The following is a 22,218-nucleotide window of genomic DNA, read 5'->3' as shown; positions in this document are numbered from 1 at the left end:
CGTCGCGCTTCCGCCGGCCGCCGTGCCTTGGGGCGTCACGGGGCGGTGCGTACAATGGCCTGCGCGGCGCACCCCCGCGTGCCGCGGAGGTGCGATGCGTGGATGCCGACTGGTTCTCGCCGCTGTTCCTCTCACGGGTCCAGTTCGGCTTCGTGATCTCGTTCCACATCCTGTTCCCGGCCTTCACCATCGGCCTGGCGAGCTGGCTGGCATTCCTGGAATTCCGCTGGCTGCGCACGCGCGAAGACCTCTGGCGCGACCTCTACTTCTTCTGGCTCAAGATCTTCGCGATCTCGTTCGGCATGGGCGTGGTCAGCGGCATCGTCATGAGTTTCCAGTTCGGCACCAACTGGGCGGTGCTGAGCGAGCGCGCCGGCAACATCCTCGGGCCGCTGCTGTCCTACGAGGTACTGACCGCGTTCTTCCTGGAGGCGACCTTCCTCGGGGTGATGCTGTTCGGCTGGAAGCGCGTCTCCGACCGGCTGCATTTCTTCGCCACCTGCATGGTCGCGCTGGGCACGTTGATCTCGACGTTCTGGATCATCTCGGCCAACAGCTGGATGCAGACACCGCAAGGGCACGAGATCGTCGATGGCGTGTTCATGCCGGTCGACTGGTGGGCAATCATCTTCAATCCGTCGTTCCCGTACCGCCTGGCGCACATGGTGCTGGCCGCGTTCATCACCACCTGCTTCGTGATCGGCGGGGTCGGGGCGTGGTACCTGCGGCGTGGCGAGCACGTCGCGGCCGGCAAGCGGATGCTGGGGCTGGCCGTCGCGTTCGCGATCATCGCGGTGCCGCTGCAAGTGGGCGTGGGCGACCTGCACGGCCTCAACGTCGCCGAGCACCAGCCGACCAAGCTGGCGGCGATGGAGGGCCACTGGGAGGAAGGAGAAGCCGGCGCCGGCTTGCCGCTGGTGCTGTTCGGCTGGCCCAACGCGGCGGAGGAACGCAACGACTACGCGGTCGAGGTCCCGCGGCTGGGCAGCCTGGTGCTGACCCACAGCTGGGACGGCACGATCGAGCCCCTGAGTGCGGTGCCGCCGTCGGAGCGCCCGCCGGTGGCACCGGTGTTCTGGGGCTTCCGCATCATGGTCGGGATCGGCCTGGCGATGCTGGCGCTGGTGGTGGCCTCGGCCTGGGCCTGGCGTCGCCGGTGGCTGTACGACTCCAAGTGGCTGCTCAACGGCTGGCGCCTGATGGCGCCGTCGGGCTTCGTCGCGCTACTGGCCGGCTGGTACGTGGTCGAGATCGGCCGGCAACCCTACGTGGTCTATGGCCTGCTCCGTACCAGCGAGTCGGTCAGCCCCAACATCCAGGCGGCGGCGGTCCTGGGTTCGCTCATCACTTACGCGGTCGCCTACGCGGTGATCTTCGGTGCCGGCATCTGGTACCTGCTTGCGCTGATCCGGCGCGGGCCGTTGCCGCACGAGCCGGCACCGCAACATGACGAAGGCGAGCGCACGCCCGCGCGGCCGCTGTCGGTCGGCAACCGGCACGGCGAAGCCACTCCCGGCCCCGCCGGTACCGGCGACGATGCCGACGTGATCAGGGAGGCCCGCTGATGGACTTGCAGACGGTGTTGCCGGTGGTCTGGTTCGGCGTGATCGGCTTTGGCGTGCTGATGTACGTGCTGCTGGACGGCTTCGTGCTCGGCCTCGGCATCCTCGCGCCGTTCGCCGAGGACGAGGGCCAGCTGGACCACATGATGAATACCGCCGCGCCGATCTGGGACGGAAACGAGACCTGGCTGGTACTGGGTGGTGCCGGTTTACTGGCGGCGTTCCCGAAGGCGTACGCGCTGGTGCTGTCGGCACTGTACCTCCCGGTGCTGCTGATGCTGATCGCGTTGATCTTCCGTGGCGTTGCGTTCGAATTCCGGTTCAAGGCGCGGCGGGCCAAGCCGTTCTGGGGCGCGGCGTTCTCGCTGGGCTCGATGCTGGCCGCGTTCGCGCAGGGCGTCATCCTCGGCGCACTGGTCGAAGGGATGCCGCTGGAAGGGGGCCAGTACCTCGGCGGCGCGTTCGGCTGGTTCAGCCCGTTCTCGATGCTGACCGGCATCGCGGTGGTGTTCGGCTATGCGCTGCTCGGGTCCGGCTGGCTGATCCTCAAGACCGAAGGACCACTGCAGAAAGTCGCGCGCGTGCTGGCCCGGCCGCTGGTGCTCGTGGTCGCCGCGTTCATGGGACTGGTGAGTGCATGGCTGCCGTTCCTGGACTCGCGGATCATGGCGCGCTGGTTCGAGGACGGGAACTTCTGGTGGCTCGCACCGGTGCCGCTGCTGGTGCTCGCCAATGCGGTCGCGCTGTGGCGCGCAGCGATGCGCGAGGGGCGCGACGCACGCCCGTTCGTGCTCACGCTGTGCTTCTTCGCGCTTGGCTTCGCCGGGCTGGTGCTGGGTATCTGGCCCAACATCGTGCCGCCTGCCATGACCATCTGGGACGCGGCCTCGCCGCCGTCGTCGCAGGGGTTCGTACTGGCCGGGCTGGTGTTCCTGCTGCCGGCGATCCTGGGTTACACGTGGTGGTCCTACAGCGTGTTCAAGGGCAAGGTGGCGGCGGACGCCGGCTATCACTGAAGCGCTTGCGCGACGGGCATCGACCCCCGCTGAACGTTGGATTCGCGCCCCCGCGGGCTGCGGGTATGCTTGTCGCCAGCCCCCGTCGCGCAGCTTCCCCGGCCGCCGCCCATGCAAGCGCATATCTACAAGAGCCTCCGCAAGGACGACACCTACGTGTTCCTCGCCGCGCGCGACGATTTCGACCGCGTGCCCGCGCCCGTGCGCGACGCGCTGGGCCGGTTGCAGTTCGTCATGGAACTTGACGTCACGCCCGACCGCAAGCTGGCCCGCGGCGATGCGGCGACGGTCCGCGAGAACCTGGCGACCCGCGGGTTCCACCTGCAGATGCCGCCCAACGGCGCGGTGGACCCGATGACCGAGGACTGGGGCACCGATGCCTGAGTTGCCCGTGAAGCACGCCCCGCTGGCCGGCCTTGGTGCCGTCGCCGCGGTGCTGGCGCTGCTCGCCGGCATCGGTGGATGGGCCGGCGCCCTCGCGGGCACCCTCGCACAGCCGCTGTTCGCGCTGGCCGCGCGCCATTGGCGCACCCGCCAGCCGCTTGCGCTGGAGCGCCTGCGCCGCAGCGCGATGCCGCTGGTGGTGGTGTGGGCCGGCGTGGTGGCCGGCCTGGCGTTGGCGGTGGCCTGGCCGTTGACCGCGCTGCTCGACGGTGGCTCGTTGATGGCCGCATTCGCGCTGAGCGCGGTGGTCGGCGTGGCGCTGCTGGTGCTGTGGCGGCTGTGGCCGCTCTGGCAGGGACTGGAGCGCGACGACGGTGCGCTGGGCGACCACTGGCGCGCGCTGGCCGGGTTGGAGCCCGGTGCGTGGCGCGGACTTGGCGTGGCGGTCGCGATTGCCGCTGTCGCCGGCCTGGTGGTGCTGCTGGCCTGGCCGGCGTTGGTCGATGGCGCGTTGCGCTGGGTCGCCGCGGTGGCGTTGCTGCTGGCTTCGGCTGGCCTGCACGCCTGGCTGCAGCGCGTCGCACCGCCCGAGGCGCTGCGGTTCTTCGACGAGGACGAGTACGTCGACGAAGCGCTGCCCGAGCCACCCGCACCGGAGCCCGCGCTGGCAGCGGAACCGGCCCTGGCCGCGGCGCCGCTGGTGGACGACATCGTCATCGCGTCCCCGGTGGCCGCACCAACAGCACCACCGGCGGAACCGCTGGAGCCGGCCCTGTACGAGGCCGCCAGGGGTGGCCGGGTGGAACGCGCGCTCGAGCTGATCGAGGCCGGCGCTGATCCGCACGCTCCGCCGCCCTCCGACGACCGCGATCAGCGCAGCCTGGCCGTGCTGGCCGCGGTGCTGCCCGACCTGCGCCTGCTGCGCGAGCTCATTGCGCGCGGCGTCGACCTCAACGTCGCCCACGCCGGGATGACGCCGCTGCTGGCCGCCACCCGCGACAGCTGGCATGGACGCCCCGATGCGGTCATGACGCTGCTGGCCAACGGCGCCGATTCGCGCGTGACCGACGCCGAGGGCAACACCCCGCTGCATTTCGCCGCCCGCAGCTCCGACCCGGGCGTGGCCGCCCTGCTGCGCGACGCCGCGGCGGAACTGGAGGTGCTGAACCACGACGGCCTGTCGCCGCTGGGGGTCGCGTGCGCGGCCGGCAACTGGCGGCTCACCCGCTTCCTGCTCGAGCGTGGTGCCCGTCCGGAGCCCGTCGACGGCCAGCCCGCCCTGCTGTCGGCCGCCGGTGGCGAGGACGACGACGTCGCCGGGGTGCAACTGCTGCTCAAGCTCAAGGCCAAGGTCGACGCCCGTGGCCGCGACGGCCGCCGTGCCCTGCACGAGGCCGCACTGGCCGGGCACGAGGCGATCGTCGACGCCCTGCTGGCGGCCGGCGCCGACCCGATCGCCGCCGACGACCACGGCCGCACACCGCTGCACGAGGCTGCACGCGGTGGGCACCTGGCCCTGCTGGGTCGCCTGCTCGATGCGGTGCCGGCCGATCGCCACGACGCGGCCAGCGCCGCCGACGATCAGGGCCGCGACCTGCTGATGCTGGCCTGCATGGCCGAGGGCGGCAGCCCCGAACTGGTCCAGCGGCTGCTCGCGCTCGGCATCGATCCGGCCCGCACCGATGCCGACGGCAAGCGCGCGATCGAGCGCGCCGCGGCCGCCGGGCGCTGGTCGCTGGTCGCGGTGCTGGACCCCGCGCATGCCCTGCCGGCCAGTGTCGGCGGTGACCAGGCGGTACCCGACCGCGCGCCGGCCGCGCTGTTGCGCGAAGGCCTGGGCGAAGGTCGCGAACACCAGCTCGATGCGGTTGCTGCGCTGCTCGGCCCGGCCGAGCTCGGCGCGCTGCTGCACGACGGCGACGGCGTGGTGCCGCCACACCAGGTCGACTGGCTGCTGTCGCGCGGCGCCGACCCGGAAGTTCGCGACGGCCGCGGACGTACGCCACTGGTGCTCTTGCTCGACCGCGGCCCGTCCGCGCTCGCAACGCTGCAGGCGCTGTTGCGCCGGGGTGTTTCGCCTGCGGGCGCCGGCAACCTGGCCCGCTTCATGGCCGCCTGCGCCGCCGCCGAGCCGATGGCGCGCGAGCTGGAACCCACTGCCCTGGAGCTGCTGGACCGCGGCGCCGACCCCTTCGCGCCCAGCCCGGCCGGCGACCCGCCGCTGGCGCTCGCGGTGCGGTTGGGCTGGTCGCGCGTCCTGGACCGCCTGCTGCAGAGCGGCGCCGGCCTGGACGTGCGCGACAGCCACGGCATGAGCCCGCTGCACCTGGCGGCCGCGCTTGGCCGAGACGGAATGCTGCGCCAGCTGGTCGCGCATGGGGCTTCGCCCGACCTGCGCGCCGCCGATGGCCAGACGCCGCTCGGCGTGGCGCTGTCTGCCGGCCGGCGCGACCTGGCCGACTGGCTCGACTGGCGTGGCTGGCCGCTGCCGCGCCGTCGCCTTGGCCCGGCCGACGTCCCGGCGGCCGCGATCGTTGGCGATGCCGATGCGGTACGCCGGCTGCTGGACCTGGGCCTTCCCGTGGATGCGCTCGACAGCCAGGGCTGCAGCGCGTTGCTGCGCGCGGCTGGTGGCGGCCACCGCGCGGTGGTCGACCTGCTGCTGGCACGCGGGGCCGACCCCCAGCGCGCGGCGGGCTCGGGCGCGACGCCGCTGTCGGCGGCGGTCAGCATGCGCCACGCCGACATCGTCGACCGTCTGCTGGCCGCCGGCGCCGACATCGAACAGCGCCTGCCCGGCGACCTCACCGTCCTGATGGTTGCCTGCGCGCTCGGCCTGCCCGACCTCGCCGCGCGCCTGCTCGGCGCCGGCGCCGACGTGCATGCAGTCGACGCCCAGGGGCGGACCGCGATGCACTGCGCTGCGATGTTCGGTTTCAATGCGCGCGAGCGTACCCGCCTGGTGGCGCTGTTCGACACCCTGCTGCTGGCCAATGGCGAGGCCGACATCAACGCCGATGCCGGCGGCGCGACGCCGCTGCTGTTGTTGCTTGGCGCACGCGCCGAGCCCGGCAGCGCTGCCGACGAGGCCGTGCTTGTCGCCGCGCTGGAACAACTGACCGACCACGATGCGCGACTCGACGTGCAGGACCCGCGCGGCTTCGGCCCACTGCACCTGGCCGCGCTGCATGGCCTGTTGCAGGTGGTGCAGTGGCTGTTGCGCGCCGGCGCCGATCCGGACCTGCGCGATGGCCTCAACCGCAGCCCGCGCGAGATCGCCGTGATGCGCGGTTTCGTCGACATCGCCGCCGAGTTCGCGCCGCCCGGACCGCCCGGCGGCGATGTGTCGATGGCCCGTTTCCTGCGCGACCGCGGCTGACACCAGCCCGCCGGGGCCAGTCCCCGGCGCCGTCTATACTCCGGGCTTCGCCGACAGGAGACGATTCATGGAACGGAACTTCTTGCGATGGGGCCTGGCCCTGGTCGTGCTGCTGGCCGCGGGCAGCGTGCTGGCCACCGGCCCGCGCGGCGTGAGGGAGACGGCGGAGGCCAGCATGCTGGTCACCGGCACGGTCGACATCGAGCCCGACGGCCGCGTCAGCGGCTACCGGCTGGACCGCGTTGACGAACTGCCGCCGGCCGTGGTCGATCTCGTCACGAAGGCGGCCGGCGCGTGGCGCTTCGAACCGGTGCTGGTGGATGGCGTCGCCGCCCCGGCCCGAACCTCGATGAGCCTGCGGCTGGTCGCACGCCAGCTCGATGAGGACCAGTACGTTGCCGAAGTCCGCAGCGCGAAGTTCGGCGAGGTCCCCCCCGGCCAGATGCCACGCAATGGCGTGCGTACGCCGCCCCGCTACCCCGGCAGCATGCTGGTCGCGGGGGTATCGGGCACGGTCTATCTCGTGGCCCGGTTCGGCATCGACGGGACCGTCGAGGACGTCATTGCCGAGCAGGTCAACCTCAAGGTCGTGGCCGGCGAAAACCAGATGCGGCTCTACCGTCGGACCCTTGCGCAGGCCAGCATCGCTGCCGCACGGAGATGGACGTTCGTCCCGCCGACCGACGGACTGGCCGCCGGCGAGACCCACTGGTCGGTGCGGGTGCCGGTCAGTTTCAACATCGGACGCGGCAGCAAGCCGGAGTACGGCCAGTGGCAGGCCTATGTGCCGGGTCCGCGACAGGAAATCCCCTGGATCAGCGAGGACGAGCGCGGCTTCTCGCCGGACGCACTGGCGGCCGGCGGCATCTACCCGCTCGGGCAACACGGGCCACGGCTGCTGACGGGACCCAACGGGAGCTGACCTTCCGGCCCTGACGGTGTCCGCCCTGATCCTGCGGCGGACACCAACCGGGGTCAGGCGCGCGGTGCCGCTTCGCGGGTGATGCCGCCCAGCACGCCTTCGCCCCGGTCGGCATCGAACAGCTGTTCCAGCTCCCGCCGCGCGTCGCTGGACGCCTGCAGCACCGCGGCCTCGTCGTCGTGGACGAGGTACTGGGCGTTGAGCAGTCGTTGGTCGAGGGCCAGGAACCTCTGCGCATGCTCGTGGGCGACATCGGCCGGCACGCCGAGCGCGACGAGCACGTCCTCTCCCAGTTTGAGGCTTGAGAGCAGCATCTCGCGCAGCGCCTGCGCGCCCAGGTCCATCAGCGCCCAGGCGTGGCGCCGGTCGCGCGCCCGGGCGAGGACTTTTGCATCCGGGTACATCCGCCGGATCACCCGCACCGTGCGCAGGCTCGATTCGACGTCGTCGATCGCGACCACGAACACCCGCACGTGGGCCGCGCCGGCCGAGCGCAACAGCTCGGGCTTGGCCGGGTCGCCGTAAAACAGCGGATTGCCGAACCGGCGCATGAAATCGACCTGGTCTGCGCTGTGCTCGATCGCGATGAACGGGACTTTCTGGGCGACCAGCAACCGCGCGACGATCTGGCCGAAGCGGCCGAACCCGGCGATCAGTACCTGGGGATGACCGTCCTCCGGCAGCGGGTCGTAATCGCGCTCGGGCCGGGCGACCGGGTGCCCCCGCAACAGGCGCGCCACCCCGATCATCAACAACGGGGTCAGGGCCATCGACACGCCCACCGCGGCGACCAGCCGGTCGCGCATGACGTCGTCAAGCAGGCCCGCCCTGACCGCTTCGGAGAACACCACGAACGCGAACTCGCCGCCGACCGCGAGCACCGCGCCGAGCTGCAGTGATTCGCGCCCCGACAGACCGCCCGGCCGGATGCCGACGGCCCACAGGATGGCGAACTTCACCGTCAGCAACGCCAGCACCATCAGCTCGATCAGCAGTGGCTCCGCCATGACCCGCTTGAGGTCGACGTTCATGCCCACCGCCATGAAGAACAGGCCCAGCAACAGCCCCTTGAACGGCTCGATCTGCGCTTCAAGCTCGTGGCGGAACTCCGAGTCGGCCAGCAGCACGCCGGCCAGGAACGCGCCCAGCCCCGCCGAAAGCCCGGCCATCTGCATCAGCCACGCCGATCCCAGCACCGTCAGCAGCGCTGCGCCGGTGAACACCTCGGGCATCATCGATCGGGCGACCATCCGGAACACATGGCGCAGCAGCACCCGTCCGCCGACCACCAGCACCCCGATCGCCAGGACCGCCTTCAGCACGGCGTCCCAGCCCAGTCCGCCGGCGTCCACCGCCGCCGCCTTGCCGAGCAGGGGGATCGCGGCCAGCAACGGAATCGCGCACAGGTCCTGGAACAGCAGGATCGCGAAGGCCAGTCGGCCGTGCTCGCTGGTCAGGGTCTTGCGCTCGGACAGCAGCTGCAGTCCCACCGCGGTCGACGACAGCGCGAGCCCCGCACCGACCACCACCGCGGTCCGCCAGCCAAAACCGGCCAGGGTCGCCAGCAGGCCCAGCGCTACCGCGCTGACCAGCATCTGCGCGCCGCCGGCGCCGAACACTGGCCTGCGCATCACCTTCAACCGCGCCGGCGACAGCTCCAGGCCGATCACGAACAGCATCATCACCACGCCGATCTCAGACGCCGCCAGCACCGGCTCGGCATCGCGGATCACCCGGATCCCATAGGGCCCCAGCACCACGCCCGCGGCCAGGTAGCCCAGCACCGCGCCGAGCCCGAAGCGCCGGAACACGGGCACCGCGATCACCGCGGCGAGCAGGAAAACCAGGGCCAGCTCAAGTCCACCACCGTGCATCAGGCACCTCCGTCCCGGCGATTATGGCGCCGCGGGGACGTGGGCCGCGCCCGGCATTACACGATGAACCAAAAAAAAGCCCCGCGACCTGCGGGGCTTTTTTACGTCGAGGGGCGACTCAGCGCTTCATCGAGGCGAAGAACTCGTCATTGGACTTGGAGTTCTTCATCTTGTCGAGCAGGAACTCCATCGCGCCGATCTCGTCCATGCCGTGCAGCAGCTTGCGCAGGATCCAGATCTTCTGCAGCAGCGCTTTTCGGCGATGCGGCGGATAAGGTGGACCTCGGAGTTGCCGGATGCTCGCGCAGGGCGACGTGCAGCCACTGGACTCGCGCGTGAAAGCTCATTGACGACGTGATCGGCACGATGCTCTGGGCCATCAGGGGGCGCCTAGCATCATCGCGCCCCGCGGAATGACGCCCTCAGCCGTGGTCGGTGTCGAGCGTGCGCAGGAGCGCGCCCGCCGCTTCCAGCACGCTGCGCTGGTCGTCCGGATCGTCGAGTTCCCGGCCGGCGACGCCGTGGAGACGGCGCGCCTGTCGACTGAGTGCCAGGCGCCGCGCGCGGATCGAGGTCCTTGCTCCGAGGGATTCGAGCGACCAGAGCAGCCGATGCAGAACCGCGACGTTCCCGCGGCCGAAGTGGCGGATCTGGTCCATCGCCTGGTCGAGCAGGTCCTCGAACCGCGGATGGGGCGCGTCGATCCAGCGCGTGCCCCCTCGTTCGCAACCTTCGAACCGCAAGTCGCGGTGTGCCAGCTCCGCGAGGATCGCGGTGAGCGAATCGATGCACATGGTGGCCGTCGTCGTGTCGTTGACGCTGGGAGACAGCGCCTTGAGCGCGACGTCCACCAGTTGCCGGATGCCGTAGCCCACGTCCTGCTCCAACGTGCGCTGCCTGCCGATCGTGCAGGCGCCTGCCAGTTCGTCGCCCAGCCCTTCGGGCGGGGCGGGACACGTCGAGAGCAGGACTTGGCCGGGAAGGATGTAATCGCCGAGCCCGACGTGGACCTTCAGGCGCACGCCGTGGGCGCTGGCGAGGTCGCACAGCCGCTCGAACTCCACTACCTGCAGGTATCCCGTGGTGTCGGCGCGACGCACCTCGTGCCATCCGGAGCCGTCGGGCCAAGAGTCGGGGTCGTCGTCGGCGCCGGCTCGATCCGGGAACAACCGCTCGATCGCGCCGCAGGTCTCCCTCCGCACGGCCTCGAGGATCCGCGAGGCCTGGATCGACTCGGCGATGTGGTGGATGAAGAACACCAGCATGCCGATGCCGCCGAAGCCGAGCAGCAGGCCCAGGAACACAGCGACCGACGGGACGAAGGCTTCGTCGGCTTCGCCATGGATGGAGCGCAGGACCACCAGGCAATAAGCGAAGATGCCGACGAACACGCCCAGCACGGCCTGGTTGGTGCGATCGCGCATGAAGTTGCGAAGGACCCGCGAGCTGTACTGGCTGGAAGCGAGCGAAAGCGCGACCAGCGTGATCGAGAACACGGTGCCGGCGACCGTGATCATCGAGCCCGCCACCGCGGCGAGCATGCTGCGCGATGCGCTGGCGCCGGCCCCGAACAGTCGCGGCCAGGCCTCGAGGGCGCCAGCGGTGACGTACCGGGCATCGGCTTCGACCGTGCCGAATGCGAGCAGGACCGCGCCCGCCACGATCAGGGCGGGCGCGAACCAGAACGTCGACGTGACGCGGTACCACAGGCGGGAGAGGCGGCCCATCCGGACATCCTCCCAGAGCTGAGATGAAGGCGCCGCGCTCGCTGCCCGGAGGCCGGTGAGCCGGAGCGGTTCAGCGCTTCATCGAAGCGAAGAACTCGTCGTTGGACTTCGAGTTCTTCATCTTGTCGAGCAGGAACTCCATCGCGCCGATCTCGTCCATGCCGTGCAGCAGCTTGCGCAGGATCCAGATCTTCTGCAGCAGCTCGGGCTCGATCAGGTAGTCCTCGCGGCGGGTGCCGGAGCGGTTGATGTCGATCGCCGGGTAGACGCGCTTCTCGGCGATGCGGCGGTTGAGGTGGACCTCGGAGTTGCCGGTGCCCTTGAACTCCTCGTAGATCACCTCGTCCATCTTGCTGCCGGTGTCCACCAGCGCGGTGGCGATGATGGTCAGGGAGCCGCCTTCCTCGACGTTACGCGCGGCACCGAAGAAGCGCTTGGGACGGTGCAGGGCGTTGGCGTCGACGCCACCCGACAGCACCTTGCCCGAGCTCGGCACGACGTTGTTGTACGCGCGGGCCAGGCGGGTGATGGAGTCGAGCAGGATCACCACGTCCTTCTTGTGCTCGACCAGGCGCTTGGCGCGCTCGATCACCATCTCGGCGACCTGCACGTGGCGCGCGGCCGGCTCGTCGAAGGTCGAGCTGATGACCTCGCCCCGCACGGTGCGCTGCATCTCGGTGACTTCCTCGGGCCGCTCGTCGATGAGCAGCACGATCATGTGCACGTCGGGATGGTTGTGGGTGATGGCGGTGGCCACCTGCTGCATCATCATCGTCTTGCCGGCCTTGGGCGGGCTGACGATCAGGGCACGCTGGCCCTTGCCCTGCGGGGCCATGAGGTCGAGGATCCGGCCGGTGATGTCCTCGGTGCTGCCGTCGCCACGCTCGAGCTTGAACTTGCGGCGCGGGAACAGCGCGGTGAGGTTCTCGAACAGGACCTTGTTCTTGCTCGCTTCCAGCGGCTCGCCGTTGATCGTGTCGACGATCGACAGGGCGAAGTAGCGCTCGCCGTCCTTCGGGAAGCGGATGCGGCCGGACAGGTGGTCACCGGTGCGCAGGTTGAAGCGGCGGATCTGGCTGGGCGAGATGTAGGTGTCGTCCGGACCGGCCAGGTAGCTGGCCTCGGCCGCGCGCAGGAAGCCGAAGCCGTCGGGCAGGATTTCCAGCACGCCGTCGGCGGCGACGCCTTCGCCGTGGCGGGTCAGCACCTTCAGCACGGCGAAGATGACGTCCTGCTTGCGGGCGCGGGCGACGCCCTCGGAGATGTTCAGCTGCTCGGCGATGTCGAGCAGCTTCTGCGCCGGCATCCGCTTGAGGTCGCCCAGCGAGTAGCTCGGGAAGCCCTCCGGGACCTGCGGGTTGGGCCGCGGGACGAAGGTCTCGTTGCCGCCGTCGTCGCTGGGCAGGCCGTCGCGGTTGCGGTTGCGGTCGCGCTTGCTGCGGAAGCGGTCGCGCCGGTTGCCGCGGCCGCCTTCCTGGTCGCCGCCACGCGGCGCGTTGTCACTACGCTGGCCGTCGCGGGGGTGGCCGTCGCGGGGCTGCCCATCGCGCGGTGCGTTGTCGCCGCGCGGCGCGTTGTCGCTACGCGGTTCGCCACCGTTGCGCGGCGGGCGCTGGCCTTCGGCCTGCCCTTCGCCGGATGCGCCGGCGCTGCCCTGGTTGTCCTGGGCCGGCGCGGCGGGGGCCTCGGCCTTCACCGGGGCGGGCTTGGGCTCCGCGGCCGGGGCAGCTGCGGGGGCCGCCTTGGCCGGCGCCGGGCTGGCGTTGTCGGCGGCGGCCGACTCGGTCTTGCTGGCCGCCGAAGCGTCGGCCTTGCTGGCGCGCGGCTTGCGCACGCGCTTTTCGGCGGTGTCGCCGGCGTCGGGGGTGTTATCGGACAAGCGGGGATTCCTCGCTAAGCGGCGAGCGCCCGCGGCGGGCGGGCGGAGCGTCTGGGACGAAAGGTGTCGAGATGGGTGCGGCGGGGAGCGGGTCTGGCGAAACCAGCCGCGGCAGGTGCCGTGGGCAGGCCGTTGCAACCGTTCAGGCGCCGGGTGTTGCGAAACTAGCACCGCCGCCGGGGCGCCCGCAAGCGGGGGCGGGCGTCCGGTTCATGTCAGAGGCGCCGGCAGGGCCGGCGCCGGCGGTCAAAGCGCCTTGTCGATCATCTGGGCCAGCTGGCCCTTGCCGACCGCGCCGATCTGCGTCTGCTGCACCTGGCCGTCCTTGAACAGCAGCAGCATCGGGATCGAGCGAACGTGGTACTTCATCGCGGTGGCGCGGTTGTGGTCGACGTTGACCTTGGCGATCTTGACCTTGCCGTCGTACTCCTCGGCCAGCTGGTCCAGCGCCGGGGCGATCATCTTGCACGGGCCGCACCACTCCGCCCAGAAGTCGACCAGCACCGGTTCGGACGACTGCAGCACGGCGGTATCGAAATCGGCATCGCCGACCTGCATGATTTTGTCGCTCACAAGCTTCTCCTGCGGGGGGGCGGGTGCCGGCGGCAGCATGGCCGCCCGGCGAACGCCCGGGGTTACGCGTTAGACTGGGGTGTTTCGCGGCGGCTTCAAGGCCCCGCACGCTGCGGTCAGGGACGAAACTGGCCGACCCCGGCAGTCTGCTTGGCGGACGCCACCCACGCAAGGCGCTCCACCGCCACGGCCGGCAGGCCGGGCTGGACGCACGCAAGCCCTACCAGAGCACCCCGATCCGCATGAGCGACAAGCCCCTTACCGATATCTCCTTCTCATCGTTCGACCTGCACCCGAGCCTGCTGGCCGGGCTGGAGGCCGCCGGTTTCACCCGCTGCACCCCGATCCAGGCGCTGACCCTGCCGGTCGCGCTGCCCGGCGGCGACGTCGCCGGCCAGGCCCAGACCGGCACCGGCAAGACCCTGGCGTTCCTGGTCGCGGTGATGAACCGCCTGCTGACGCGCCCGGCACTGGCCGACCGCAAGCCCGAGGACCCGCGCGCGTTGATCCTCGCGCCGACCCGCGAGCTCGCGATCCAGATTCACAAGGACGCGGTGAAGTTCGGCAGCGACCTCGGCCTCAAGTTCGCGCTGGTCTACGGCGGCGTCGACTACGACAAGCAGCGTGAGCTGCTGCAGGCCGGCGCGGACGTGATCATCGCCACCCCCGGCCGCCTGATCGACTACGTGAAGCAGCACAAGGTGGTCAGCCTGCACGCCTGCGAGATCTGCGTGCTCGACGAAGCCGACCGCATGTTCGACCTGGGCTTCATCAAGGACATCCGCTTCCTGCTGCGGCGCATGCCGATCCGGACCGAGCGGCAGACGCTGCTGTTCTCGGCGACGCTGAGCCACCGCGTGCTCGAGCTCGCCTACGAGCACATGAACGAGCCCGAGAAGCTGGTGGTCGAGACCGAGACCATCACCGCGGCCAAGGTCCGCCAGGTGGTGTACTTCCCGGCCGACGAGGAAAAGATCCCGCTGCTGCTGGGCCTGCTCTCGCGCAGCGAGGGCGCCCGCACGATGGTGTTCGTCAACACGAAGGTGTGGGTCGAGCGGGTCGCGCGTGCGCTGGAGCGCGGCGGCTACCGGGTCGGCGTGCTCAGCGGCGACGTGCCGCAGAAGAAGCGCGAGTCGCTGCTCAACAAGTTCCAGAAGGGCCAGCTGGAGCTGCTGGTGGCGACCGACGTCGCCGCGCGCGGCCTGCACATCGACGGCGTGTCGCACGTCTACAACTACGACCTGCCCTTCGACGCCGAGGACTACGTCCACCGCATCGGCCGCACCGCCCGCCTGGGCGCCGAGGGCGACGCGATCAGCTTCGCCTGCGAGCGCTACGCGATGGGCCTGCCGGACATCGAGGCGTACATCGAACAGAAGCTCCCGACCGCGCCGGTGGAGTCCGACCTGCTGGTCGCCCTGCCACGCCCGGAGCGCAAGCCGGTCGAGGGTGACGACGGCGAACAGGAAAGCGTCAGCGCGATCTTCAAGGAGGCGCGCGAGCAGCGCGCGGCCGACGAGGAGCGCCGTGGCGGCGGTCGCGGACGCTCCGGCCCGGGCGGCCGCAGCGGTGGCGGCCGCAGTGAAGGCGGCCGTGGCGAGGGCAGCCGCGGTCCCCGTCGCCCGCGCCGCGAGGACGCGGCAGCCACCAACGCCGCGCCGGCCGCCGACGCCGCCGCCACGCCCCGCCCCGAGCGCGCCCCGCGTCCTCGGACCGAAGCGACCGCGACCGATGCCGTTCCCGGCATGGGCGAAGGCGACGCCGCACGGCCGCCGCGCAAGCGTCGCCGGCGCCGCGGTGGCCGGAAGCTGGCCGACGGCGAGACCGCATCCGCTGGCCCGCAGGCCGCTGCGCCGCAGCCGCCGCGCGAGGGGCCGCCACGCCCGGCGCAGCGCACGTCCGGTCCGACCCAGGTCGCCGCCGGCAAGCCCGCGCCGAAAACCCCGGCCGCCAATACGGCGTCCGCCGACAAGCCCGGCCTGATCGGGCGCATCGGCCGCGGCCTGAAGTCGCTGGTGACCCGCGGTCCGCGTTCGCAGCACTGAGCCGCGCACCGGAACCGGCTGAATGGCGATGGCGCGGGCGACCCCCGCGCCATCGTCGTCATGGGTAGTCGCGGCGACGCGATGCTGGTCATCACCGGCGCCCCCGCCGATACTTGGCGCCACCCTCATCGACAGGTGGCGCGATGACCGTCCTGCGCTTCGACAACGTCAGCAAGCTCTACAGCGGTGGCCGCCAGGCCCTGCGCGAGGTCAGCTTCGAAGTCGGCGAGGGCGAGATGCTGTTCGTCACCGGGCACTCCGGTGCCGGCAAGACCACCCTGCTCAAGCTCATCCACCTGGCCGAGCGCCCCAGCCGCGGAGCGGTGCTGTTCGGCGAGAAGAACCTGCTGCGCGTACGTGGCCGCAAGGTCGCGATGCACCGGCGCCAGGTCGGCGTGGTGTTCCAGGACCACCGGCTGCTGGCCGACCGCAACGTCGCCGACAACGTCGGCCTGCCGCTGCTGCTGCAGGGCATGCGGCGCGCCGAGATCAACAAGCGCGTGCGCGCGGTGCTGGACCGGGTCAGCCTCGGCACCCGTGCGCAGGCGCTGCCGGCGCAGCTGTCGGCCGGTGAGCAGCAGCGCGTGGGCATCGCCCGCGCCATCGTTGCCGAGCCGGCCCTGCTGGTCGCCGATGAGCCGACGGGCAACCTCGACCCGACCCTGTCGGCGGAGATCATGGCGCTGTTCGAATCGCTGCCCGAGCGCGGTACCAGTGTCCTGATCGCCAGCCACGACCTCGGCCTGGTCAAGCGCATGAAGAAGCGCGTGCTCGTGCTCAACCAGGGCGAGCTGGCCGACGACATCGCGCCGGAGGACCTGGCCGAATGAGCAGCACCGCCCGGAATCCCGCCGCCCCCGCCTCCGCCGATGCGCGCGCCCGCCCCGCCCGCTCGCGTTCGCGCGTCGGCACCTGGTCGGACCACCATGTCTACAGCCTGGTCGCGAGCTTCGGGCGGATGGTCCGCAAGCCCTGGTCGACCGCATTGACCATCGGGGTGATGGCGGTCGCGCTGGCGCTGCCGCTCGGTTTGTGGGCGGCGTTGTCCAACATCGAGCGTTTTGCCGGCGACGTGCAGCAGGCACGCCAGGTCAGCGTGTTCCTCAGGACCGACGTCGCGGTCGACGACGCCGGTGCACTGGCGGAACGGCTGCGCGCGCGCGATGACGTCGCCGCGGTCGAACACCGCACGCCCGAGCAGGGCCTGGCCGAACTGCGCGATACCGGCGGACTGGGCGACACCCTGTCCGGGCTGGACGGCAACCCGCTGCCGAGCCTGCTGATCGTGACCCCGACGGGCGACGAGGGCCTGCTGGCCGAAACACTGTCCGAGCTGCCCGAGGCCGAAATCGTCCAGCACGACGCGGCCTGGCGCGAGCGACTCGACGGCTGGCTGCGGTTCGGCGGACGGCTGGCCTGGGTGCTGGCGGCGATGCTCGGGTTCGGCGCGTTGCTGGTGGTCGGCAACACCGTGCGGCTGGACATCCAGCAACGCACCGAGGAGATCGGCGTGCTGCAGTTGCTGGGCGCCACCGACGGCTTCATCCGCCGGCCGTTCCTGTACCTTGGCCTGAGCTACGGGCTGGTGGCCGGTGCGCTGGCGCTGGCCCTCCTGACCGCAGCGGACCTGTCGCTGCGGGCGCCGCTGGCCGAGCTGGCCCGCTCCTACGGCAGCGACTTCGCCCTGCGCGGGTTCGGCCTGCAGCACGCGGCCGCGATCATCCTCGGCGCCGGCCTGCTTGGCTGGATCGGCGCCGGGCTGGTCACCGGCCACTACCTCCGACAGACCCGGCCGACCGATACATGACCACGCCCGAGAACAAGCTGCGCCACGTGGCCGCCGATGCCCCACGGGTGATGGTCGTGGACGGCTCGAAGCTGGTCCGCCGGCTGATCGGCGACGTGCTGGTGCGCGAGCTCGCCGGCGCCGAGGTCGTCGCCTGCGCGGGCATCGGCGAGGCCCGCGAAGCGCTGGCGGCCGGGCCGGTCGACCTGGTGACGACGTCGCTGGCGCTGCCCGACGGCGACGGCATCGCGCTCGCCCGCGCGGTGCGCGAGGCGGCTGGCCAGACCTACGTGCCGGTGATCGTGGTGTCGGGCGAGGCGCAGACCCACCTGGAGTCGCGCCGCTTCACCGAGGACGTGACCGACTACTTCGACAAATCCCTTGGCCACGCGGCGCTGGCGGCGTTCATCCGCGGCTACGTCCAACCCGAGCCGATCCCGGGTGCCCGGGTGCTGTATGTCGAGGACAGCCGCGTAGTGGCGCTGGCAACCAAGCGGATGCTGGAGCGCCAGCAACTGCAGGTGCTGCATTTCGTCGGCGTGGAGGAAGCGCTCGAGTACCTGGAGACGCACCGCGGGGCCGACGACCCGGGCGCCGACCTCGTGCTGACCGACGTCTACCTCAAGGGCGAGCTCGACGGCCACGACCTGCTCGAGCGCGTACGCGGCGACTTCGGCTACGGCAAGCGGCGCCTGCCGGTGCTGGTGATGACCGGCGACGCCAACCCCGAGAACCAGAGCGCGCTGCTGCGCGCCGGCGCCAACGACCTCGTGCTCAAGCCGATCGAGGAGCGCCTGCTGGTGACCAAGACACTGTTCCAGCTGCGGCTGGCCAAGCTGGCCTAGCCGGACCTGTCGCCGTACGCGTCGCCACCGCGATGACCGAAGACCGCATCAGGCTCGAGCCATCCTGGAAAGCCCGCGTCGGCGATTACCTGCAGCGTGACGATATGCAGGCGTTGTCGGCCTTCCTGCGTCAGCGCCAGGCGCAGGGTGCGCGGATCTTCCCGCCGGGACCGGACATCTTCGCCGCGTTCGAAGCGACCCCGTTCGATGCCACCCGGGTGGTGATCCTGGGCCAGGACCCCTACCACGGCCCCGGCCAGGCCCACGGGCTGTGCTTTTCGGTGCGCCCCGAGGTTCCCGTGCCGCCGTCGCTGCTCAATGTCTACAAGGAGCTCGAGCGGGACCTGGGCATCGCCCGGCCATCCCATGGCTGCCTGCTGCCGTGGGCGCGGCAGGGCGTCCTGCTGCTCAATGCGGTGCTGACGGTCGAGGCCGGCCAAGCCGGGGCGCATGCCGGCAAGGGCTGGGAGGGCTTCACCGACCACGTGGTCGACACCCTCAACCGCGAGCGCGAAGGCCTGGTGTTCATGCTCTGGGGCAGTTACGCGCAGAAAAAGGGCGCCGTGATCGACCGCGGCCGCCACCGGGTGCTGAAGGCTCCCCACCCGTCGCCGCTGTCGGCCCACCGCGGCTTCATCGGCTGCGGCCACTTTTCGGCGGCCAACCAGTACCTGGCCCGGCGCGGCGGTACGCCGATCGACTGGTCGCTGCCGTCACCGGAATGAGGCTCCTGGCATCGGCTGGCGAGTTGTTGGCCGCGATGGCCGCATGCACGGCGCGTTGACCCGGAACTTACGATCGGATCGGCAGTCTTACTGCTCGCATCCGTTCGATTGTTCCGTGAATGGGACGATAAAGCCCCGATTCCGGCCTTAGCACTCACCCTTGCCGACTGCTAACATCCTCCCCATGACCGAAATCACTGCCAACGCCCTGGTTTCCAACAGCCTGCCGGTGCCCGCGCTCAACGCGCTGACCCCGCTCGGCTCGCTCGATGCCTACATCGGTGCGGTCCACAAGATCCCGGTGCTGAGCGCCGAGGACGAGCAGCACCTGGCCCGCCGCTTCCGCGATGACGAGGACCTCGACGCCGCCCGCGAGCTGGTCCATTCCCACCTGCGTTTCGTGGTCCACGTGGCCCGCGGATACAACGGGTACGGCCTGCCGCTGGGCGATCTGATCCAGGAAGGCAACATCGGCCTGATGAAGGCGGTCAAGCGATTCGACCCCGAACAGGGCGTGCGCCTGGTCAGCTTCGCGGTGCACTGGATCCGCGCCGAGATGCACGAGTTCATCCTGAAGAACTGGCGCATCGTCAAGGTCGCCACGACAAAGGCCCAGCGCAAGCTGTTCTTCAACCTGCGCAAGAGCAAGAAGCGCCTGGGCTGGATGAACGATGCCGAGGTCACCGCCGTGGCCGCCGATCTCAACGTCTCCAAGCGCGAGGTGCTGGAGATGGAGTCGCGCCTGTCCGGCCGCGACATCGGCTTCGACGCCCCGGCCGACGAGGACGATGACCGCGCCCCGCCGTCGCCGGCCGCGTACCTGCGTGCCGACGCCGAGGACCCCTCGCAGATGTACGAGCGCGAGGACGAGGAAGACAGCCAACTGTCGCTGCTGCACGAAGGGCTGGCCAAGCTCGACGAGCGTTCGCGCGACATCGTCGCCCGCCGCTGGCTGGGCAACGAGAACAAGGTGACGCTGCAGGAGCTGGCCGACGAGTACGGTGTCAGCGCCGAGCGGATCCGTCAGATCGAGGCCAACGCGCTGAAGAAGATGCGCGCGCTGTTCGCGGCCTGACCGTCAACGCGTCTCACGGTGGCGGCCCGGGAAACCGGGCCGTTTCCATTTCCGCTTCCCGCGTTTTTTCGAGCCACTGGTCGGCCTCCGCGCCCGCTTCCGGCAATACGGTCCGGTAGCCGAGCGCATCGAGGCGCCGCAGCAGCAACGCCAGCACCTCGAGGTTTCGACCGTGGCGCGCACCCTCGTGCAACAGCACGATGGCACCTGGCGACAGGCCGCGCTCGATCCGGGTGACGACGGCATCAGGGTCGGCCGCCACCGCGTCGAAGCCGCGCGCGCTCCAGGCCACGCGCGCCAATCCGTGGGTGCGAAGCGGCGCCGACACGAACGGATTGGCCATGCCCACCACGGCCCGGAACCAGTGCGGGGCGGTCCCGGTGATGGCGGTGATCGCTGCCTGCGCGTCCGCGACCTGCCGCCGCATCGCTGCCGGGCCGAGCGCCCAGAACCAGGCCTGCGGGTGGCTGTGGCTGTGGTTGCCGATGCCGTGGCCGCGCCGGGCGATCTCGCGCAACAGTTCCGGTCGCGCCTGCGCGCGCTCACCGACCACGAAGAACGTCGCCTTCGCGCCGTGCGCGTCGAGCAGGTCGAGCACGGCCGGCGTCTGTTCCGACGGGCCGTCGTCGATCGTCAACCAGACCACCGGCTCGCTGGTCGGCAAACGCTTCAGTACCGGACTGAACAGGCCCGAGTCGGGCACCAGCACGCCCCACAGGAACACCGCGTGGGTGGCCAGCATCGCCGGCAGCCCGACCGGCCAGCCCAGGCGCCACCACAGCGCGGCCACCGCCAGTTGCGACAGCACCAGCACCACGGCCCAGGCGTGCGGGTGGCGTGGGACGCGGTGCAGGTCGGGCTTTGCCATGACCTGCATCATGCCAGTGCCCCGGGGCGCTGGTTACACTGCCCGCTTCCCCCCGCTCCACGGACCACCGCCATGCCGCTCGACCCCGCCCTGCACACGCGCATCCAGACCCTGCTCAACGACCACCAGGTCGTCCTGTTCATGAAGGGCGAGCCGCGCGCGCCGCAATGCGGTTTCTCGGCCAAGGCGGTTGCCGCGCTCGGCGCGACCGGCGTCGAGTACCAGCACGTCAACGTGCTGGCCGACCCCGAGATCCGCGAGGGCATCAAGGAATACGGCCAATGGCCGACCATCCCGCAGCTCTACATCGGCGGAGAACTGGTTGGTGGCAGCGACATCATCGAGCAGATGGCCAACTCGGGCGACCTGCACACCGCGCTGGGCATGCCCGCGCCCGACCGCACCCCGCCATCGATCACGATCACGCCGGCGGCGGCGCAGATGCTGGGTGACGCCGTCCGCAACGCCGGCGACGGCTACGCGCTTCAGGTCGAGGTCGACCCGCGCTTCAACGCCAAGCTGCAACTGGCCCCGGTCGACGCCGACGCGATCGCCACCGAGGCGGCCGGCCTGCGCGTGCAGTTCGACATCGCCGGCGCCCAGCGCGCGCGTGGCCTGACGATCGACTGGGTCGACGACGAGCGTGGCCGCGGGCTGGTGATCGAAAACCCCAACGCGCCGCCCAAGGTCGCCACCATCACCCCGGCGGAGGCCGCCGAGCGGACCGCGTCCGGCGACCTGACCCTGGTGGACGTGCGCCCGCCGGAAGAGCGCGCGGAGGCGTCGGTCAACGTGCCGTTCTCGGCGCTCGACGACGACGCGCGCCGGCACCTGGAAGCCCTGCCCAAGGACACCGCGCTGGCGTTCCTGTGCCACCACGGGCGCCGCAGCGCCGAGGTCGCCGAGCACTTCCGCAACCTCGGCTTCACCCGCCTGCACAACGTCCAGGGCGGCATCGATGCCTGGAGCGAGCAGGCCGACACTAAGGTGCCGAAGTACTGATCAGCCGCCGAAGCCGCCCTCGTCGAGCCACGCCTGCTCGGCCGGGGTGGTCGGCCGGCCCATCAGCCGGTTGCGGTGCGGGAAGTGGCCGAAGCGCTCGATGATGGCGCGATGGTGCACCGCCCACTTGTCGGCGCCGGGCGCCTCCAGCGACTGGTACAACTCGGTCGCGCGCTGCTGGTCGACCAGCGCTTCGGAGTGCATGAACGGCAGGTAGAAGAACGTGCGCAGGGCGACCTCGACCTCCATGTCGTGGCCGTGGCCGATCGCGCGGGTGGCAACGCTGCGTGCCAGCGGGTCGGTCGCGTAGACATGCGCGCTGCCGCGGAAGATGTTGCGCGGGATCTGGTCGAGCAACAGCACGAGCGCCAGCGCCCCCGTCGCGGTGTCTTCCCAGTGCCCGAGCTCGGCGCGCGAGGCGGTCATGTGGGCGTCGAAGAATCGCTCGCGGCAGCGCATGTCGAACGCGGGCCCTCCACCGAACCAGTTGTCGGGACCGGCTTCGCGCCAGAAGGCGACGACATCATCGGCGGTGACGTCCATGCAGGCACCTCGC

Annotated in this window: 18 protein-coding genes and 1 pseudogene; 12 read left to right on the top strand and 7 right to left on the bottom strand. The window is 70.8% G+C overall.

Annotated elements, in window-relative coordinates; all coding sequences use genetic code 11:
- Nucleotides 1–98 precede the first annotated feature (98 nt).
- From KOD61_RS01715 to KOD61_RS01695, 5 genes are all read left to right on the top strand, one after another.
- Nucleotides 99–1,565 carry a cytochrome ubiquinol oxidase subunit I gene (locus KOD61_RS01715; protein WP_407074554.1) on the top strand — a complete coding sequence of 489 codons (1,467 nt, stop codon included), beginning with the start codon at nt 99–101 and terminating at the stop codon, nt 1,563–1,565.
- Entirely contained in the window at nt 1,565–2,578 is a 1,014-nt protein-coding gene (cydB, locus tag KOD61_RS01710; RefSeq protein WP_215219364.1) for a cytochrome d ubiquinol oxidase subunit II, read from the top strand. Before KOD61_RS01715 ends, cydB begins: the two co-directional genes overlap by 1 nt.
- Before the next feature lie 111 nt (nt 2,579–2,689).
- On the top strand, nt 2,690–2,962 hold the full coding sequence (locus KOD61_RS01705; protein ID WP_215219363.1) for a YcgL domain-containing protein: 273 nt from the start codon (nt 2,690–2,692) through the stop codon (nt 2,960–2,962).
- 280 nt (nt 2,963–3,242) lie between these two features.
- Complete coding sequence (locus KOD61_RS01700; protein ID WP_407074600.1) at nt 3,243–6,341, top strand: ankyrin repeat domain-containing protein; 3,099 nt, start codon at nt 3,243–3,245, stop codon at nt 6,339–6,341.
- Nucleotides 6,342–6,408: 67 nt separating this feature from the next.
- Nucleotides 6,409–7,263: an energy transducer TonB gene (locus KOD61_RS01695; RefSeq protein WP_215219361.1), complete on the top strand. Its 855-nt coding sequence runs from the start codon at nt 6,409–6,411 to the stop codon at nt 7,261–7,263.
- A 53-nt stretch (nt 7,264–7,316) separates the two neighbouring features.
- Here KOD61_RS01695 and KOD61_RS01690 read toward each other — a convergent pair whose 3' ends face one another.
- The 5 genes and pseudogenes from KOD61_RS01690 to trxA form a co-directional block, all read right to left on the bottom strand.
- Nucleotides 7,317–9,137 (bottom strand): monovalent cation:proton antiporter-2 (CPA2) family protein, encoded by a 1,821-nt coding sequence (locus KOD61_RS01690; RefSeq protein WP_215219360.1) that lies wholly within the window; start codon nt 9,135–9,137, stop codon nt 7,317–7,319.
- A 118-nt stretch (nt 9,138–9,255) separates the two neighbouring features.
- Nucleotides 9,256–9,440: pseudogene (locus tag KOD61_RS01685) on the bottom strand (transcription termination factor Rho); the annotation flags it as partial.
- 119 nt (nt 9,441–9,559) lie between these two features.
- Nucleotides 9,560–10,864: a DUF2254 domain-containing protein gene (locus KOD61_RS01680; protein WP_215219359.1), complete on the bottom strand. Its 1,305-nt coding sequence runs from the start codon at nt 10,862–10,864 to the stop codon at nt 9,560–9,562.
- Between the two features lie 70 nt (nt 10,865–10,934).
- A complete protein-coding gene (rho, locus tag KOD61_RS01675) occupies nt 10,935–12,743 on the bottom strand; it encodes a transcription termination factor Rho (RefSeq protein WP_215219358.1) in 1,809 nt (602 codons plus the stop codon).
- A gap of 246 nt (nt 12,744–12,989) precedes the next feature.
- Nucleotides 12,990–13,316, bottom strand: coding sequence for a thioredoxin TrxA (trxA, locus tag KOD61_RS01670; protein WP_215219357.1), 327 nt, complete (start codon nt 13,314–13,316; stop codon nt 12,990–12,992).
- A 242-nt stretch (nt 13,317–13,558) separates the two neighbouring features.
- On the opposite strand from trxA, the gene rhlB reads away from it, so the two are divergent.
- The 6 genes from rhlB (at nt 13,559) to rpoH (ending at nt 19,792) form a co-directional block, all read left to right on the top strand.
- Nucleotides 13,559–15,361, top strand: a complete 1,803-nt coding sequence (rhlB, locus tag KOD61_RS01665; protein ID WP_215219356.1) for an ATP-dependent RNA helicase RhlB — start codon at nt 13,559–13,561, stop codon at nt 15,359–15,361.
- Nucleotides 15,362–15,504: 143 nt separating this feature from the next.
- Nucleotides 15,505–16,191 carry a cell division ATP-binding protein FtsE gene (ftsE, locus tag KOD61_RS01660; RefSeq protein ID WP_215219355.1) on the top strand — a complete coding sequence of 229 codons (687 nt, stop codon included), beginning with the start codon at nt 15,505–15,507 and terminating at the stop codon, nt 16,189–16,191.
- A complete protein-coding gene (gene ftsX, locus KOD61_RS01655) occupies nt 16,188–17,168 on the top strand; it encodes a permease-like cell division protein FtsX (RefSeq protein WP_215219354.1) in 981 nt (326 codons plus the stop codon). The genes ftsE and ftsX overlap by 4 nt, the downstream gene beginning before the upstream one ends.
- On the top strand, nt 17,165–17,992 hold the full coding sequence (locus KOD61_RS01650) for a response regulator (RefSeq protein WP_215219353.1): 828 nt from the start codon (nt 17,165–17,167) through the stop codon (nt 17,990–17,992). The genes ftsX and KOD61_RS01650 overlap by 4 nt, the downstream gene beginning before the upstream one ends.
- A 32-nt stretch (nt 17,993–18,024) precedes the next feature.
- Nucleotides 18,025–18,717, top strand: coding sequence for a uracil-DNA glycosylase (gene ung, locus KOD61_RS01645; protein WP_215219352.1), 693 nt, complete (start codon nt 18,025–18,027; stop codon nt 18,715–18,717).
- A gap of 184 nt (nt 18,718–18,901) precedes the next feature.
- Nucleotides 18,902–19,792 (top strand): RNA polymerase sigma factor RpoH, encoded by an 891-nt coding sequence (gene rpoH / locus KOD61_RS01640; protein ID WP_215219351.1) that lies wholly within the window; start codon nt 18,902–18,904, stop codon nt 19,790–19,792.
- A 13-nt stretch (nt 19,793–19,805) separates the two neighbouring features.
- On the opposite strand, the gene KOD61_RS01635 is transcribed toward rpoH, so the two are convergent.
- Entirely contained in the window at nt 19,806–20,660 is an 855-nt protein-coding gene (locus KOD61_RS01635) for a polysaccharide deacetylase family protein (protein ID WP_215219350.1), read from the bottom strand.
- 72 nt (nt 20,661–20,732) lie between these two features.
- On the opposite strand from KOD61_RS01635, the gene grxD reads away from it, so the two are divergent.
- A complete protein-coding gene (grxD, locus tag KOD61_RS01630; protein ID WP_215219349.1) occupies nt 20,733–21,662 on the top strand; it encodes a Grx4 family monothiol glutaredoxin in 930 nt (309 codons plus the stop codon).
- Here grxD and KOD61_RS01625 read toward each other — a convergent pair whose 3' ends face one another.
- Nucleotides 21,663–22,205, bottom strand: a complete 543-nt coding sequence (locus KOD61_RS01625; protein ID WP_215219348.1) for a DUF924 family protein — start codon at nt 22,203–22,205, stop codon at nt 21,663–21,665.
- Between the last annotated feature and the right edge of the window lie 13 nt (nt 22,206–22,218).

Origin of the sequence: Lysobacter luteus (assembly GCF_907164845.1) — a bacterium.
GTDB lineage: Bacteria > Pseudomonadota > Gammaproteobacteria > Xanthomonadales > Xanthomonadaceae > Novilysobacter > Novilysobacter luteus.
Note: the sequence above shows the minus strand (reverse complement) of the source record. Positions and strands in the feature narration are given on the sequence as shown.

What these genes read in the sequence shown, in the direction of transcription:
- cydB (WP_215219364.1), top strand. Translation starts at nt 1,565, where the DNA reads ATGGACTTGCAGACGGTGTTGCCGGTGGTCTGGTTCGGCGTGATCGGC.
- KOD61_RS01705 (WP_215219363.1), top strand. Translation starts at nt 2,690, where the DNA reads ATGCAAGCGCATATCTACAAGAGCCTCCGCAAGGACGACACCTACGTG.
- KOD61_RS01700 (WP_407074600.1), top strand. Translation starts at nt 3,243, where the DNA reads ATGGCCGCATTCGCGCTGAGCGCGGTGGTCGGCGTGGCGCTGCTGGTG.
- KOD61_RS01695 (WP_215219361.1), top strand. Translation starts at nt 6,409, where the DNA reads ATGGAACGGAACTTCTTGCGATGGGGCCTGGCCCTGGTCGTGCTGCTG.
- KOD61_RS01690 (WP_215219360.1), bottom strand. Translation starts at nt 9,137, where the DNA reads ATGCACGGTGGTGGACTTGAGCTGGCCCTGGTTTTCCTGCTCGCCGCG.
- KOD61_RS01680 (WP_215219359.1), bottom strand. Translation starts at nt 10,864, where the DNA reads ATGGGCCGCCTCTCCCGCCTGTGGTACCGCGTCACGTCGACGTTCTGG.
- rhlB (WP_215219356.1), top strand. Translation starts at nt 13,559, where the DNA reads ATGAGCGACAAGCCCCTTACCGATATCTCCTTCTCATCGTTCGACCTG.
- ftsE (WP_215219355.1), top strand. Translation starts at nt 15,505, where the DNA reads ATGACCGTCCTGCGCTTCGACAACGTCAGCAAGCTCTACAGCGGTGGC.
- ftsX (WP_215219354.1), top strand. Translation starts at nt 16,188, where the DNA reads ATGAGCAGCACCGCCCGGAATCCCGCCGCCCCCGCCTCCGCCGATGCG.
- KOD61_RS01650 (WP_215219353.1), top strand. Translation starts at nt 17,165, where the DNA reads ATGACCACGCCCGAGAACAAGCTGCGCCACGTGGCCGCCGATGCCCCA.
- ung (WP_215219352.1), top strand. Translation starts at nt 18,025, where the DNA reads ATGACCGAAGACCGCATCAGGCTCGAGCCATCCTGGAAAGCCCGCGTC.
- rpoH (WP_215219351.1), top strand. Translation starts at nt 18,902, where the DNA reads ATGACCGAAATCACTGCCAACGCCCTGGTTTCCAACAGCCTGCCGGTG.
- KOD61_RS01635 (WP_215219350.1), bottom strand. Translation starts at nt 20,660, where the DNA reads ATGGCAAAGCCCGACCTGCACCGCGTCCCACGCCACCCGCACGCCTGG.
- grxD (WP_215219349.1), top strand. Translation starts at nt 20,733, where the DNA reads ATGCCGCTCGACCCCGCCCTGCACACGCGCATCCAGACCCTGCTCAAC.
- KOD61_RS01625 (WP_215219348.1), bottom strand. Translation starts at nt 22,205, where the DNA reads ATGGACGTCACCGCCGATGATGTCGTCGCCTTCTGGCGCGAAGCCGGT.